Below are 14,820 nucleotides of genomic sequence, written 5' to 3'. Positions count from 1 at the left end.
TGGCAGAATGGCTGTGCCCCTTTGACGAAGACAAGGATGTCTCCATGACCTCTCCCGCCCCGACCGACTCCGCTCGACTGATCAGCGACGGCCGCGCGACCCTCGGTATCGAGTTTGGCTCGACCCGCATCAAGGCCTGCCTGATCGGCGGCGACTTCGCCACGATCGCCTCGGGCAGCTTCGAATGGGAGAACGAGTTCGTCGACGGTCGCTGGAGCTACTCGATCGAGGCCGTCGGTGCCGGCCTGCAGGCCTCCTACGCCGCCCTCGTCGCCGACGTGCAGGCGAAGTTCGACGTGGTCCCGACGACGTTCGCGGCCATCGGCATCTCGGCCATGATGCACGGCTACATCGCACTCGACGCGGGCGGCGAGCTGCTGGTGCCCTTCCGCACCTGGCGCAACTCGTCGACCGGCCCCGCCGCGGCCGAGCTCAGCGATGCGCTCGGGTTCAACATCCCGTTGCGCTGGTCGATCGCGCACCTGTACCAGGCGGTGCTCGACGACGAGCCCCACGTCTCCGAGATCGCCTCGCTCACCACTCTCGCCGGCTACGTGCACCACCTGCTGACCGGCCGCAACGCGCTCGGCGTCGGCGACGCGTCCGGCATGTTTCCGATCGACCCCGCGACGTCGAGCTACGACGCCTCCATGCGCCAGATCGCCCAGGAGCGTCTCGACGCACACACCTCCGGCCTCGACCTCGCCGCGCTCCTTCCCGAGGTCCTGCCCGCCGGAGCCGACGCCGGCACCCTCACCGACGCGGGCGCCGCCCTGCTCGACCCCACCGGAACGCTTCGGTCGGGCATCCCGTTCTGCCCGCCCGAGGGCGACGCCGGCACCGGCATGGTGGCGACCAATTCGGTCGCAAAGCGCACCGGCAACGTCAGCGTCGGCACGAGCATCTTCGCGATGGTCGTGCTCGACGAGCCGCTCCGGGCCGTGCACGCCGAGCTCGACGTGGTCACGACGCCGGTCGGCGATGCGGTCGCCATGGTCCACTGCAATAACGGTGCCAGCGAGTTGGCGTCGTGGGCGCGGGTGTTCGGGCGATTCAGCGAGGCGTCGGGCGCGGCCACGCCCATGGACGACGTCTATACGACCCTCTTCGCCGAGGCTCTCGAGGGCGACGCCGACGCCGGTGGCCTGCTGTCGTTCAACTACCTCGCCGGTGAGCCCGTGACCGACGTCGAAGACGGCCGACCCCTGTTCGTCCGAACCCCGGGCAGCAGCTTCACTCTCGCCAACCTCATCCGCTCCGAGGTGTTCGGCGCCTTTGCGACGCTCAGCATCGGCATGGAGATCCTCGCCGACGAAGACGTGCGGGTCGATCGCCTCCTCGCCCACGGCGGCCTGTTCCGCACCCCCGGTGCCTCACAGCAGCTGCTGGCCGCGGCCCTCGGCGTGCCGATCACCGTCGAGACCACCGCGAGCGAGGGCGGCGCGTGGGGCATCGCCGTGCTCGCCGCCTACCTCGAGCGCGCGTCCGAGACCACGCTTGCCGAGTTCCTCGACGGCGAGGTCTTCGGCGGTAGTGAGGCCGTGACCGTCGAGCCGACGCCGGCCGATGAGGCGGGCTTCGCCGCCTACCTCGAGCGCTACCGCACCGCGCTTCCGCTGCAGCGAGCAGCAGCGGCCGCCACCCCCACTCGTTCGAACCCGACCACCCCGAAAGAAGGCGCCGCCTCATGACCGAACCCCAAGGATCCTTCTCTCCCGCCGTCGAGCAGGCGATCCAGACGACACGAGAGCAGGTCGCGACGCTGCACTCCGAGCTGACGAAGTACGGCCTCGTTATCTGGACCGGCGGCAACGTCTCTGGCCGTGTGCCGGGCGCCGACCTCTTCGTGATCAAGCCGAGCGGTGTCGACTACGACGACCTCGCCCCCGAGAACCAGATTCTCTGCGACCTCGACGGCAACGTCATCGCCGGGAGCCCCGGCAGCGAGAAGTCGCCGTCGTCCGACACCGCCGCCCACGCCTACGTCTACCGACACATGCCCGAGGTCGGGGGAGTGGTGCACACGCACTCGACCTACGCCACCGCCTGGGCCGCCCGGGGCGAAGAGATCCCCTGCGTGATCACGGCCATGGCCGACGAGTTCGGCGGGCCCATTCCGGTCGGGCCGTTCGCGATCATCGGCGACGAGTCGATCGGCGAGGGCATCGTCGCCACGCTGACCGGCCACCGGTCGCGCGCCGTGCTCATGCAGAACCACGGGGTCTTCACCATCGGCAAAGACGCCCGCGACGCCGTCAAGGCCGCGGTCATGGCCGAAGACGTGGCCCGCACCGTGCATCTCTCCCGCCAGCTCGGCGACCTCATTCCCATCCCGCAGGAGAGCATCGACGCTCTCTTCGACCGCTACCAGAACGTCTACGGCCAAGCGCCTGAAGGAGCCACGAAATGACCCTGAACACCTCTCTCGACCAGTACGAGGTCTGGTTCCTCACCGGGTCGCAGGGCCTCTACGGCGAAGAGACGCTCCGCCAGGTCGCCGACCAGTCGCGCGAGATCGCTGATGCCCTCGGCGCGGCCGCCGGGGTTCCGGTCAAGGTCGTCTGGAAGCCCGTGCTCACCGACTCTGACGCGATCCGCAAGCTCGCCCTCGAGGTCAACGCCCGCGACGAGGTCATCGGCGTCACCGCCTGGATGCACACGTTCAGCCCCGCCAAGATGTGGATCGCCGGCCTCGACGCGCTCCGCAAGCCACTGCTGCACTTCCACACGCAGGCGAACGTCGAGCTGCCCTGGGCCGAGATCGACTTCGACTTCATGAACCTCAACCAGGCCGCGCACGGCGACCGGGAGTTCGGATACATCCAGTCGCGTCTCGGGGTCGCGCGCAAGACCGTCGTCGGCCATGTCTCGGATCCTCGTGTCGTCTCTCAGATCTCGACCTGGATGCGTGCCGCCGCCGGCTGGGCCGCGACCCGCTCGATGAAGCTCGCGCGCTTCGGCGACAACATGCGCAACGTCGCCGTCACCGAGGGCGACAAGACCGAGGCCGAGCACGTGTTCGGCGTCTCGGTGAACACGTGGGGCGTCAACGAGCTCGCCGCTGCGGTCGACGCCGCCACCGACGCCGACGTCGACGCGCTCGTGCAGGTCTACGTCGACTCGTACGACGTTGTGCCGGCGCTGCTCCCGGGCGGAGAGCGTCATCAGTCTCTCCGCGACGGCGCCGCCATCGAGCTCGGCCTCCGCTCGTTCCTCGAGGCCGGCGACTTCTCGGCCTTCACCACCAACTTCGAAGACCTCGGCTCGCTCAAGCAGCTGCCGGGTCTCGCCGTGCAGCGCCTCATGGCCGAGGGCTACGGCTTCGGCGCCGAGGGCGACTGGAAGACCGCCGTGCTGGTGCGCGCCGCCAACGTGATGGGTGCCGGCCTCCCCGGCGGTGCCTCGCTCATGGAGGACTACACCTACAACCTGGTGCCCGGCGCCGAGAAGATCCTCGGGGCGCACATGCTCGAGGTCTCGCCGTCGCTCACCTCGTCGAAGCCGTCGCTCGAGATCCACGCCCTCGGCATCGGCGGCAAAGACGACCCGGTGCGCCTGGTCTTCACCGCCGACTCCGGCCCGGCCGTCGTGGTGGCGCTCAGCGACATGCGCGACCGCTTCCGCCTTACCGCGAACGTCGTCGACGTCGTCGCCCCCGACGCCGACCTGCCTAACCTCCCGGTCGGACGCGCCGTCTGGGAGCCCCGCCCCTCGTTCGCGGTCTCGGCCGAGGCGTGGCTCACCGCCGGTGCCGCGCACCACACCGTCATGTCGAACGCCGTCGGGCTTGAAGCCTTCGAAGACTTCGCGCTCATGGCCGGCACCGAGCTGCTGATCATCGACGAGTCGACGACGCTGAGGGAGTTCCGCCGCGAGGTGCAGTGGAACGCGGCGTACTTCCGCCTGGCTCGCGGCCTGTAGCTCGCCTCTGCGCCTGACGCCACCTTTCGGGCGCGGCACCGTCTTTCGGCGGTGTCGTGCCCGTTTTCTGGTGTCGGGCCGATTTGCGGACTCGCGGCTGATTTACGGTGTCGGGGCTGCTGCCGGCCTGGCTAGCCTGGGGGCATGGCACAGCGCAGAGTCCTCATCCTCGGCGGCACAGGATGGCTGGGGCGCGAGATCGCCACGGCGGCCCTCAATCGCGGCGACTCCGTCACCTGCCTTGCCCGCGGCACGGCTGACGCCCCCCCGCGGCGCCCAGTTCGTCCGTGTCGATCGCACCGAGCCCGGCGCCTACGACGCCGTCCGCGACACCGAGTGGGACGACATCGTCGAGCTCTCGTTCGACCCCGACCTCGTTACCGGCGCCCTGACCGCGCTCGCCGCTCGCGCCCGACACTGGACCCTAGTCTCGACGGTCTCCGTCTACGCCCTCGACGATCAGCCCGGTGCCGACGAATCGGCCGAGCTCGTCGACCCGGACGAGGATCCGACGGGCTACGGCAACCAGAAGGTCACGAACGAGCGCGCCACGGCTGCGGCCCCCGGCGACCGCCTGCTGATCGTCCGCCCGGGGCTCATCGCCGGCCCCGGCGACCCGAGCGACCGCTTCGGCTACTGGGTGGCCCGCCTCGCGCACGTCGCGTCGATGCCGGCCGACGAACCCCTCGACCAGCCCGGCGACGTGCTCGTGCCGACGTTCGACGGGCTGTGGTCGCAGGCCATCGACGTGCGCGACCTCGCGTCGTTCGTCGTCGAGGCCGGAGCACGGTCTCTCACCGGCACCGTGAACGCCGTGGGCGAGTCGCTGCCGCTCGCGCACGTCGTCGAGCGGTCGGCGTTCGTCGCGGGCTTCACCGGCCGCCTCCGTGGTCGCTCCGACGCCTGGCTCGCCGAGCACGGCGTCGACCACTGGGCCGGGCCGTCGTCGCTGCCGCTCTGGCTGCCGCGCGAGTCGGCCGCTTTCTCCCAGCGCTCCGACGCCGCCTACCTCGCCCTCGGCGGTCGGCGTCGTCCCCTCGAGCAGACGCTCCTCGACACCCTCGCCGACGAGCGCGCCCGTGGTCTCGACCGGACGCGCAGCTCGGGCCTCTCCCGTGCCGCGGAGCGGACGCTGCTGGCGCTCTGACGCGGCCGTGCTGCCCCGGGTGTGCTGGTTGCACCCCGTGCTGACTCGGCCTCCCCAGGGGCACCTTGGCGACGAGTTGTCCACATCAGGCGAGGAGCCGAGGATCCGAGCAGGCGGGCGTCGGATCCTGGGCTCATGCCGTTCGAGAACTTGCCGCCCCTGTACCGTGCGTCCGCCTATGGGCGAGACAGCCGTGAGGCCCGTCGCCTCAGTCGTGGTGCAGATAGGGGTGACCTCACGCTCGTCCACGCGGGCGTCTACGTGCGGACGGCCGACTGGTCGACACTGTCCGATCGCGACCGGCACGTGCTCCGAGTCGTGGCAGCCAGGCCGAGCCTCGGTGACCGTCTGATCGTGTCGCATGAGTCGGCGCTGGCATTTCATGGAGTGCCGATCCTGGGTCGGTGGCCGGAATCGGTTCACGTCACCGACCCGGAACGCTCCCGCGGACAGTCGTGGCACGGGGTCACCAAGCATGGGGCACCGCTAGACGATGACGATGTGGTGATGCGAAACGGACTACGTATCACGAGCCTTGAGCGAACCCTGCTGGACTGCGCGCTTCGAGGGAGTTTTTCCAGCTCGGTCGTTAGCCTCGACGCCGAACTGAGACAGTCGGGCATCACCGTCGACGGCTTGCTCTCGGCATTGGAAGGGAGGGCCATCGTCCGAGGTCGCCGGGCGGCCGAGCGTGCTATTAGGTTCGCGTCTCCGAAGTCGGATTCCGGAGGAGAGTCATGGGCCCGGTGTCGCCTTTTCGAGCTCGGGGCACCGGTTCCAATTCTGCAGAAGAGGTTTACCGATGCCGACGGGTTGATCGGCTTCGCCGACTTCTACATGGAACAGGAACGTGCCGTCATCGAGTTCGACGGCGACCAGAAGTACCTAAACGCGCGCTACCGGAAGGGGCTGTCGGCAAGTCAGATCGTGCTCCTTGAACGTCGGCGGGAAAGACGCATGCTGGCCCTGCCTGAAGTGCGAAGGGTTGTCCGCGTCGATTGGCGGGATCTCGTGGAGCCCTGGCGCCTCCGCCGGATGCTCGTCGAGGCGGACATTCCGCTCAGGTGATCTATGGCCCACGATGCGGACTCCGCACCACTCGACTGCTTAGTGCTAAGTCCGCATCGTGGGCACATCGAAGACGGGCCCAGGGCAGCCCGCCCCGAACCCGACCGCAGCCGCAAGCACCTACACTCGGATGGTGCTTCTCGCCCGCGCCTCCCGATCGCCCCTGCTGATCTGGATCGTCTTCGCGGCGGTGCATATCGCCGTGTTCGTCGGCACGCTGCCCTTCACATTCCGGGGCACGGCCGGCGGCGACGTGTCGGTGTACCAGGGCTGGATGCACCACGCGATCTTCACCGGCGACTGGCCCGTGTTCGACCACGACTGGGTGTACCCGGCCGGGGCGCTGGTGCCCATGCTGATCCCGGCTGTGCTCGGATTCGGGCTGTACCAGGTCGTGTGGCTCGTGCTCATGGCAGTCGTCAACGGTGTCGCACTGTGGCTGCTGCTCGACAAGTCGAAGCGGCGCCACGACCTCACCGCTCCGTGGTTCTGGGTCGCGACGATCGCGATCCTGGCGCCGGTCGCGCTGATGCGGCTGGAGGGGCTCGTCGGGCCTGCGGTCGTGGTGGCGCTTCTCGTCGTCACCGCTCGGCCTCGGGTGGCAGGGTTTCTGCTGGCCGCGGCCACGTGGATCAAGGTGTGGCCCGCCGCGGTCGTGCTCGCGATGGTCATCGCCTCGTCGAAACGGTGGATCGCTCTCGTCACCGGGATCCTGACCAGCGCGGTCGTCGTCGGCGTGGTCCTCGCCGCGGGAGGCGTCCGTCACCTCACGAGCTTCGTCGGCGAGCAGGGCTCACGCGGCTTGCAGATCGAGGCGCCGTTCGCGGCCCCGTGGCTGTGGATGACGGTCGTCGGCGTACCCGGCGCCCACATCTATCACGACCACAAGCTGGTCACCGAGGAGGTCACCGGCCCGGGCGACTCCTGGCTCATCTCGAACGGCACGCTCATCATGGTCGTGGTCATGGTGGCACTGCTCGTCCTGCTAGCGCTTGCCACGCGTCGGCTCTCGGCGTTCGCGAAGCCGCTCGGCCGCGAGCTCGATCTCGTTCTGCTCGGCGCTCTCGGTCTCGCCGCGGCCTTCATCGTCTTCAACAAGGTCGGATCGCCGCAGTACGTCCTCTGGCTCACCCCGATCGTCGCCGTCGGGCTGATGACGAAGCGGTCGGAGTGGCGTTTTCCCGGTGCGGTCCTCGTCATCGTCTGCGTGCTGACGACGCTCGTCTACCCGGTGCTGTACGACGATCTGCTCGCCGGGGGTGTCAGCACGGCGCTGTTGCTCACCGTCCGCAACCTGCTGCTGATCGTGATCTTCGTATGGGCGACGTACCGTCTCGCGCGGGCCGCATTCGTGCCCGTCACCCTGCCGCTGTCGACGCGGCCGTTCGGCTCCGAGGTAAGGACCAGGAGCTACTAGACGCTGAGCCTCAGGCGGCGTCAGCCGCCGGATCCTGCTCGTCGTCGACCTGCGAAGCCTTGCCCTGCGAGCCCTGACCCTGCGAGCCCTGGCCCTGCGAGCCCTGGCCCTGCGAGCCCTCGCCCTGCGTGCCCTGACCTTGCGAAGCCTCACCCTGCCCTGCGACGACCACGCGGACGGCCTCGAGGGCCCGCTCCAGTTCGCGTCGCAGGTCGCGCACGCTCTCGAGCCCGACCGACAGCCGGATGGTGCCCGGCGTGATGCCGCGGCCGAGGCGCTCTTCTTCGGTCAGGTGCCCGTGGATCGTCGACCCGGTGTGGATCGCGAGCGTCCGCACGTCGCCGAGGTGCGTCATCTTGCTGATGAGCTCGAGCGAATCGATGAACGCCTTCGACCCCTCGATGCCGCCGACGAGATCGAACGTAACGACGGCGCCCTGGCCCTGCGGAAGATAGCGCTGGGCCCTGGCGTAGTACGGGCTGCCGACGAGACCCGGGTAGTCGACGTTCGTGACGAGGTCGTGGTGCTCGAGCCACTGTGCGAGCGCCAGCGAGTTCGCCACGTGGCGGTCCATGCGCAGCGAGAGCGTCTCGATGCCCTGCAGCAGCATGAATGCGCTGGTGGCGGGCAGCGTGGGGCCGTAGTCGAGCGCCGTGACGCTGCGGAGGTAGGTCAAGAAGGCCAAGGATCCGAAGCGGTCGACAAACGAGGCGACCCCCCGGGCACTCGGGCTCGCGATCTGCGGAAAGCGCGACGCCTGCGACACCCAGTCGAACGTGCCCGAGTCGACGACGACGCCGCCGAGCACGGCCCCGTGGCCGGACAGCCACTTCGAGGTGGAGTGGATCACGAGGTCGGCGCCGTGTTCGATCGGACGGTTGAGGTAGGGCGTCGCGACGGTGTTGTCGACGATGAGGGGGAAGCCACCCTCGTGCGCGATTCGCGCGAGACGCTCCAGGTCGACGACGTCGTTCTTCGGGTTGGGGATCGTCTCGGTGAACAGCGCCTTGGTGGTCGGCCGGATCGCGTTCTGCCAGACCTCGTCGGGAGCGTCGGCGTCGATCAACTCGATCTCGATGCCCTGGCGGGCGAAGCTGTTCGAGAAGAGGGTGCGGGTGCCCTCGTAAAGGCTGGCGGTCGCGAGCACGTGGTCGCCCGAGACGGCGAGGGCGTTGAGCGTGAGGGCGATCGCCGCGGTGCCGCTCGCCGTGAGGAGTGCGCCGGCGCCGCCCTCGAGGTCGGCCAGGCGCCGCGCCACAGCCGCGTTAGTGGGGTTGTCGGTCCGGGCGTATGCCGCCGCGCGCACCGACCCGTCGAAGCGTCCGCGGCCGTCGTCGAACGAGTCGAAGACGAACCCGGCCGACTGGTACATCGGGGGGAGCCGAGCGCCGAAGTCGCTGTCGAGTGCGGTGCCCGCGTGGATCTGCCGGGTCTCGAAGTCGAAGGTCGGGCTGGTCATGGGCTACTCGGCTCTCTGGCGTGGGTCGGCGTGCTGGTGGGCTTGTCGCGTCTTGGCAGGCTAGCCGAAGCGCCTCGGGAGCTCACGGGAGGCGTCACACGCGTACACAATCGGCCTCGCGCGGGCCCCGTCTGCAAATTGGAAGGAAAAACCCGCGGCCGGGAGTCGGTTCATGCCGATCGGCGGGGGTCTGCCCTGCGTTTCTCCTTCAAATTCGAAGGAGAGGCGTCAGGCGCCAGCGAACTCGGGGAGCTCGCGGATCCGCCGGTGGAAGTCGCCGAGTGCCTCCTCCAGGAAGAGGTGCACCCCCAGGGTGGCGGCTTCGGCGTCACGGGCGGCGGCACCCTCGACGGCGCGACGGAAGGCGGTGTCGATCGTCTCGGCCGGAAGGAACTCGGAGAACAGTCCGAACATGCGCTCGAGGTGCGGGCGGAGTCGCGCCAGCGTCCGGTCGAGAGGACCGTTGTCTAGCGTGTCGAGGAACACCCGGAAGAATCCCTCGAACACGGCGCCGGTGAAGATCGTCTCGCGGTCAATGACCCGGGGGTCGGTGCGGGTGCTGCCGAGCTGCGCGACCCAGGTCTGGAGCCGGTGGATGCTCTCGTCCGAGAGGATGGGCGTGGCGAAGCGGACGGCGAAGAGGTAGAGGGCCGACGCGGTGTCTTGCGTGTCGAGATACCGCCGGAGATCGAGGGGCGTGACCCGCGTGTAGAGGTTCGGCACCGCTTCGACGAGGCCGACGTGCTTCAGGCGCAGGAGGGCTGTTCGGACGGTCGCGCGCGAGAGGCCGAGCCGGGCGGCGAGCTCCTGGTCGTGCAGGCGCTGGCCGGGTTCGAGCCGGCCCCGCACGATGTCGTCGCGGAGGCGCTCGAAGACGTCATTGGTCAGGAGGCGACGCGGGGACGGCGCGGCGGGGTCAGCGGAGGGTACCGGCATTGCGGTCCTTCTCGTACTCGTCGGCGTCGTCGTACCCGGAGACCCGGGCCATGAAGCTCGTCATCGGCCCGTCGAGGAACACGCGCATGTCTGCCTCGAAGCCCTCGACGTCGTGGTCGCGGCATCGACGGATGAGCCCGACGAAGAAGGCGTGGATGGGGGCGGCGTCCATCGAATCCTTGAAGCGGTTGACCCCGAGTGCGAGCAGGGGATCGTGAGCGCGGATGCTCTCGAGGAGCACCTGGTTGTCGCAGTGCTTCAGTACTGCGGCGACGAAGCGGTCGACCGGGGTCGGGCCTGGTGGGAACTCGGCCGGGACAGCGTGGGCGAGCTCGGCATTGATCGCCTCGACTTCGGGCAGGTGGTCTGCGGGAAATCGGAGAATGCCCCAGTACATTCCGCGCGTGACCATGGCAGACCAGACGGCTGCACTCTCGGCGTACAGGCGCGGCGAAATCACGGCGACCTTCGTGAACCGGTTGGGCGCCATCTCGACCAGGCCGATGTCGGCCAGCTGATCGAGGGCCTCCCGAATGGGTGCGCGGCTGGTGCCGAGCCAGGCGGTCAACTCGTCGTCGCGGAGGCGCTCACCGGGCAGCAGGGTTCCGTCGAGAATGGCGGTGCTGATCGTGACGAGGACTTGCTCGCGCAGCAGAGTCCGCGAGATCTTGTCGTCGGCCATGGCGTCCTTCAGTCGAATGCCCTCAGAGCCGACGTCGTCGGGCGCGATGGACGTGGGCGTTCCAGACAGTACACGCGGCGCCGATCGGCGTGATCTCGCGGTGCCCGGCAGTGCAAACGCGACGGCTTACCGGCGCAAAGAGAAAGGCGGGAGTCTCTTACCCGAATAAAAGAGCTCCCGCCACCGCCGGATCAGTGGCGTCCTCCGATGGTAATCAGATTACCGGACCACTGCAACATACCTGGCTAAACATTCTGCTCGGTATGTGAGCGTTCACACCTTTTCTGCGACCGTCGCGAGCAGCAGGATCGGCCGGTGATCCGACTTGCCCTGGGGCAGAGAGAGCACGCCGGCGATCTGCATCCCCATCGTCGTGGCGAAGTCGAAGCGGCCGCTGAAGCCCGACCGTGCGTAGGTCGGTTCGTCGGTGATCGAGAGCTCGTACCCGGTCTTCTGGAGATGCTTCCGCAGCCCCTTGCGAAACCAGGGGTAGTTGAAGTCGCCGACCATCACAGTTGGCACGCCGTCGGCGAGCTCCTTGAGCTTCTCGTGAGCGAGGCCGATCTGCTTGCGGCGCAGGCCGTTCGACGCGGTGAGCGGCGCGGCGTGGAAGTCGGCCACCACGATCTCTTCGCCGGTGTGCAGATCGCGCAATCGTGCGGCCAGAAGGCGCTCGTGGGCCGGCGCCATGACGCGGTCGTGCATCGACTTCATCAGGGCGAAGAGACTCGTGCCGAGCAGTTCGAAGCGGCTCTCGCGGTAGTAGAGGGCAAGCCCCAGGCGGTTCGTCTTCGTCGACGCGGCAAGTTTCAGGCCGAGGATCTCATCGGGGATGTCGGTGCTGTCGCACTCCTGCAGGCAGAGCACATCCATCGAGTGAGCCTCGACGAGTGCTGTCAGCTCACCGATCGCGAGGTGCTCGCGGAGGTTGTAGCTGACGATTCTCAAATCGGGTTCCATTCCGACATTCTCGCCTCTCGCGAGGGGTGTGGCGTTCAGGAACCCGCCGCGTTCACAGGAACGTCATCCGGTGTGACTCACCGTGCCGTGCCCGGACCGGCCATTTCGAGCACGACCCCGCATTTGTCCGCGAAGGCGACCTGCATGAGTTCGTCGGCATCCGAATCCTGCCCGAACGCCGCGGGCAGCTCGATGCCGAGCAGCACGCTGAAGAGCATTCCCTGCGAGAGGAACACCTCGACCTCCGCCGGGGTGAACTTCGCCTCGTCGCGCAGGAAGCGGTAGATGTCGACGAAGCCCCGTCGTGCGGCGGCACCGATCACGGGATCGTTGCCCGACACGAACGCGTGCAGCAGAGTGCGGTGGACCCCGCGCGTTCCGAGGAGGTCGACGTAGCCGCTGCCGAGTCGTGCCTGCATCGGGCGATCGTCGTCGCCCGCGGGGGACTCCAGGATCCGGCGGAACGTGTGCAACAGCAGCCCCAGGGCGCGGTCGAGCACCTCGAGGAACAGCTTCTCTTTCGTGCCGAACATGCGCACGACGTAGGGCTGGCTGATGCCGGCGGCCTGCGCAACCTGGTCGGTGGTCGTGCCGTGGAAGCCGCGATCGCCGAAGAGCCCGGTTGCGACGTCGAGGATCTGCTCGCGGCGATCCGCAGCTGACATGCGCGTCTCGGTCGTGGGGGCTGCCGACGTCGAATTCATACTTGACAGGTTATCAGTCGATTACTTAATGTCTAGGCATCAGCCGATTAGTAATCATCCGATTACAACCTCCCGGCCCGTAGCTCCCCAGGAGAACATCGTGACCACTCTGCCCGGCACCCGCCGCATTCCCCTCTGGCTCGCGCTCGTCGCCGCCTCCCTGCCGATGTTCATGGCCACCCTCGACAACCTCGTGGTGACCAGCGCCCTGCCCGCCATTCACGAGAAGCTCGGCTCCTCGGTCGAGAGCCTGCAGTGGATCACGAACGCCTACACGCTCTCGTTCGCCGCTCTCATGCTCCTGGCCGTCAGCCTCGGCGACCGGTTCGGTCGACGGCACCTCTTCGTCGGCGGCATCGTCGTCTTCACCGTGGCGTCGGCGCTCGCCGCTCTCAGCACCTCCTCCGAGATGCTCATCGCGTGGCGCGCCCTCGAAGGGGCCGGAGCCGCCGCCGTCATGCCGCTCTCGCTCACCCTCCTCGTCGGTTCCGTGTCCGACAAGGCGCGGCCGGTGGCCATCGGCATCTGGAGTGGCGTCTCGGGCCTCGGCGTCGCCCTCGGCCCGTTGATCGGCGGTGCCGTGGTCGAGAGCTGGAGTTGGGAGTCGATTTTCTGGCTGAATGTGCCGATTGGCATCATCGCCGTGCCACTGGCCCTCTACGCGCTGCCGAACACGGTGGGGGAGCGGGTTCGAGCCGACGTCGTGGGTGTGCTGCTCGCGGGTGCCGGGATCCTCGGGGTCGTCTACGGGGTCGTCCGCGGCAACGACGCGGGTTGGTCGAGCACCGAGGTGCTGGCAGCCCTCATCGCCGGCGCGGCATTGCTCATCGCCTTCGTGGTGTGGGAGTCGAGAGTCGAGGCTCCGCTGCTTCCGCTCCGCCTCTTCCGCGACCGTAGCTTCACCCTTGCAAATCTCGTGGCCATGACCTTCAGCTTCGGAGCCTTCGGCGCGGTCTTCATCCTGATCCAGTTCTTGCAGGTGGTGCAGGGCAAGTCGCCGCTCGAGGCCGGAATCGCGACGATGCCCTGGACCCTGGCGCCGATGGTGGTCGCCCCGCTGACCGGGATCATCGCACCACGCGTCGGCACGCGGCTCTTGATCGTGATGGGGCTGCTGTTCCTCTCGGCGGGCCTCTTCGAGATCGGTCTCACGATGAACGCCGACGTCGCCTACCTCACTCTCTTGCCCGGATTCGTGCTCGCCGGAATCGGCATGGGCCTCGTCTTCGCGCCGATCTCGACGGCCGTGCTCGTCAACATGCCCCCGGCCGATCACGCCAAGGCCACCGGAACGAACTCCACTCTGCGCGAGATCGGCGTGGCGCTCGGTATCGCGGTACTCACCGCGGTGTTCGTCGGGGCGGGCGGGGAGCTCACCCCTACCGGCTACGTGTCGGCGGCGGTGCCGGCCGTGCTGGTCGGAGCGAGCGTGCTGCTCGGATCGGCGCTGCTGGCGGCGCTGCTGCCCTCGGGCATCGTGCGTCGGGAGCAGGCGTCGGTCGAGGTCGGGGTGGCCGCGGATCCTGAGTTGGTCTCTGCCCGCTAGGGCCTACCGACCCCGAACGGACTACCAGGCCTGCCGCGGCGGGTCGGGTAGTCCGTTCGGCGTCTGAGTGGGGGAGCGCCTCGACCGGAGGCGGCAGAATAGTCGGGTGAGTACTGCCGCACAGAACCCCGCCCCCACCGCCTCTGGCTCGTCGCTTCGGGTCGAGCACGTCGAGTGGAACGATCCCCGCGCCGAACGCCTCCGCGCCGACATGGACGCCGAGATGAGCATCCGGTACGCCGGCCGTGACGCCGGGAAAACGCCCGAGCAGGAGGCCGCGCTGCACCGGGCGCTGTCGGTCGATCCGGCCGGCGTCTTCGTCACCGTCCTGATCAGCGACGCCGACGGTGTTCCTGTCGGGCACGCTGCGCTTCGTGATCTTCGCGGCGACTGGGAGATGAAGCGAGTCATCGTCGACTCGTCACGCCGCGGCTCCGGCATAGGCGCGCGCCTCATGGCCGAACTCGAGGCGGCCGCGCGGGCCGGTGGGGCGTCGCGCATCATCCTGCAGACCGGCGACATGCAGCCCGAAGCCGTGCGGCTGTACGAGCGCTCCGGGTACACGCCGATCCCCACCTACGACCCCTACATCACGACGATCCCGTTCAGCATCTGCTTCGAGAAGGTGCTGTAGCTCCGCCTGCCTTCCCTCTTGCAAATTTGAAGGAGATCCCCGTTCGCAACCCCGCCGGATCCTTGATTTTGTGTCTCCGTGTGCGTGTTTCTCCTTCGAATTTGCAGCCGCAGCCGCAGCCGCAGCAGTAGCAGGGGCTCAGGATCCGCGCCCGGCGTTCGCGCATCAGGAGTTCAGTCGCGGGTGCTTCACCCTTCCGCACCAGCGCGCTCGCCCGGCGCCTGCATGCCTGATGTGTGCGCGACGTTCGCGTGTCAGGAGTCTGGGCGCGTGCGCCTCGTATGTCCGCGTGAGCGCGCTCGCCCTGCGCCTGCATGCCTGATGTGTGCGCGGCGTTTGCGTGTCG

The 14,820-nt window shown here is 68.4% G+C and carries 13 protein-coding genes; 8 read left to right on the top strand and 5 right to left on the bottom strand.

Annotation, left to right across the window (positions count from 1 at the left end; translation table 11 throughout):
* The first annotated feature begins 44 nt into the window (after nt 1-44).
* The 6 genes from ASF54_RS06170 to ASF54_RS06145 all read left to right on the top strand — a co-directional run bounded on the left by ASF54_RS06170 (nt 45) and on the right by ASF54_RS06145 (nt 7,553).
* Nucleotides 45-1,691: a xylulokinase gene (locus ASF54_RS06170; protein ID WP_055959885.1), complete on the top strand. Its 1,647-nt coding sequence runs from the start codon at nt 45-47 to the stop codon at nt 1,689-1,691.
* Entirely contained in the window at nt 1,688-2,410 is a 723-nt protein-coding gene (locus ASF54_RS06165) for an L-ribulose-5-phosphate 4-epimerase (protein WP_055959882.1), read from the top strand. Before ASF54_RS06170 ends, ASF54_RS06165 begins: the two co-directional genes overlap by 4 nt.
* Nucleotides 2,407-3,921, top strand: coding sequence for an L-arabinose isomerase (gene araA, locus ASF54_RS06160; protein ID WP_055959878.1), 1,515 nt, complete (start codon nt 2,407-2,409; stop codon nt 3,919-3,921). Before ASF54_RS06165 ends, araA begins: the two co-directional genes overlap by 4 nt.
* Nucleotides 3,922-4,162: 241 nt before the next feature.
* A complete protein-coding gene (locus ASF54_RS06155) occupies nt 4,163-5,068 on the top strand; it encodes a hypothetical protein (RefSeq protein ID WP_084815989.1) in 906 nt (301 codons plus the stop codon).
* A 135-nt stretch (nt 5,069-5,203) separates the two neighbouring features.
* Nucleotides 5,204-6,136, top strand: coding sequence for a type IV toxin-antitoxin system AbiEi family antitoxin domain-containing protein (locus ASF54_RS06150; RefSeq protein WP_055959875.1), 933 nt, complete (start codon nt 5,204-5,206; stop codon nt 6,134-6,136).
* A 133-nt stretch (nt 6,137-6,269) separates the two neighbouring features.
* On the top strand, nt 6,270-7,553 hold the full coding sequence (locus ASF54_RS06145; RefSeq protein ID WP_162237100.1) for a glycosyltransferase family 87 protein: 1,284 nt from the start codon (nt 6,270-6,272) through the stop codon (nt 7,551-7,553).
* 10 nt (nt 7,554-7,563) lie between these two features.
* On the opposite strand, the gene ASF54_RS06140 is transcribed toward ASF54_RS06145, so the two are convergent.
* The 5 genes from ASF54_RS06140 to ASF54_RS06120 all read right to left on the bottom strand — a co-directional run bounded on the left by ASF54_RS06140 (nt 7,564) and on the right by ASF54_RS06120 (nt 12,294).
* Nucleotides 7,564-9,012 (bottom strand): O-acetylhomoserine aminocarboxypropyltransferase/cysteine synthase family protein, encoded by a 1,449-nt coding sequence (locus ASF54_RS06140; RefSeq protein WP_235480951.1) that lies wholly within the window; start codon nt 9,010-9,012, stop codon nt 7,564-7,566.
* A 228-nt stretch (nt 9,013-9,240) separates the two neighbouring features.
* Nucleotides 9,241-9,948 (bottom strand): GntR family transcriptional regulator, encoded by a 708-nt coding sequence (locus tag ASF54_RS06135; RefSeq protein ID WP_055959869.1) that lies wholly within the window; start codon nt 9,946-9,948, stop codon nt 9,241-9,243.
* Entirely contained in the window at nt 9,929-10,630 is a 702-nt protein-coding gene (locus ASF54_RS06130; protein ID WP_055959867.1) for a GntR family transcriptional regulator, read from the bottom strand. Before ASF54_RS06130 ends, ASF54_RS06135 begins: the two co-directional genes overlap by 20 nt.
* Before the next feature lie 273 nt (nt 10,631-10,903).
* Nucleotides 10,904-11,590 carry an endonuclease/exonuclease/phosphatase family protein gene (locus tag ASF54_RS06125; RefSeq protein WP_235480950.1) on the bottom strand — a complete coding sequence of 229 codons (687 nt, stop codon included), beginning with the start codon at nt 11,588-11,590 and terminating at the stop codon, nt 10,904-10,906.
* Nucleotides 11,591-11,667: 77 nt separating this feature from the next.
* Nucleotides 11,668-12,294, bottom strand: coding sequence for a TetR/AcrR family transcriptional regulator (locus ASF54_RS06120; RefSeq protein ID WP_055959862.1), 627 nt, complete (start codon nt 12,292-12,294; stop codon nt 11,668-11,670).
* Nucleotides 12,295-12,394: 100 nt separating this feature from the next.
* Between ASF54_RS06120 and ASF54_RS06115 the strand changes: the two genes are divergently transcribed.
* Nucleotides 12,395-13,840: a DHA2 family efflux MFS transporter permease subunit gene (locus tag ASF54_RS06115; RefSeq protein ID WP_235480949.1), complete on the top strand. Its 1,446-nt coding sequence runs from the start codon at nt 12,395-12,397 to the stop codon at nt 13,838-13,840.
* A 106-nt stretch (nt 13,841-13,946) separates the two neighbouring features.
* Entirely contained in the window at nt 13,947-14,474 is a 528-nt protein-coding gene (locus tag ASF54_RS06110) for a GNAT family N-acetyltransferase (protein ID WP_055959859.1), read from the top strand.
* Nucleotides 14,475-14,820: the final 346 nt, after the last annotated feature.

It is taken from the genome of Frondihabitans sp. Leaf304, assembly GCF_001423105.1.
GTDB lineage: Bacteria > Actinomycetota > Actinomycetes > Actinomycetales > Microbacteriaceae > Frondihabitans.
Note: the sequence above shows the minus strand (reverse complement) of the source record. Positions and strands in the feature narration are given on the sequence as shown.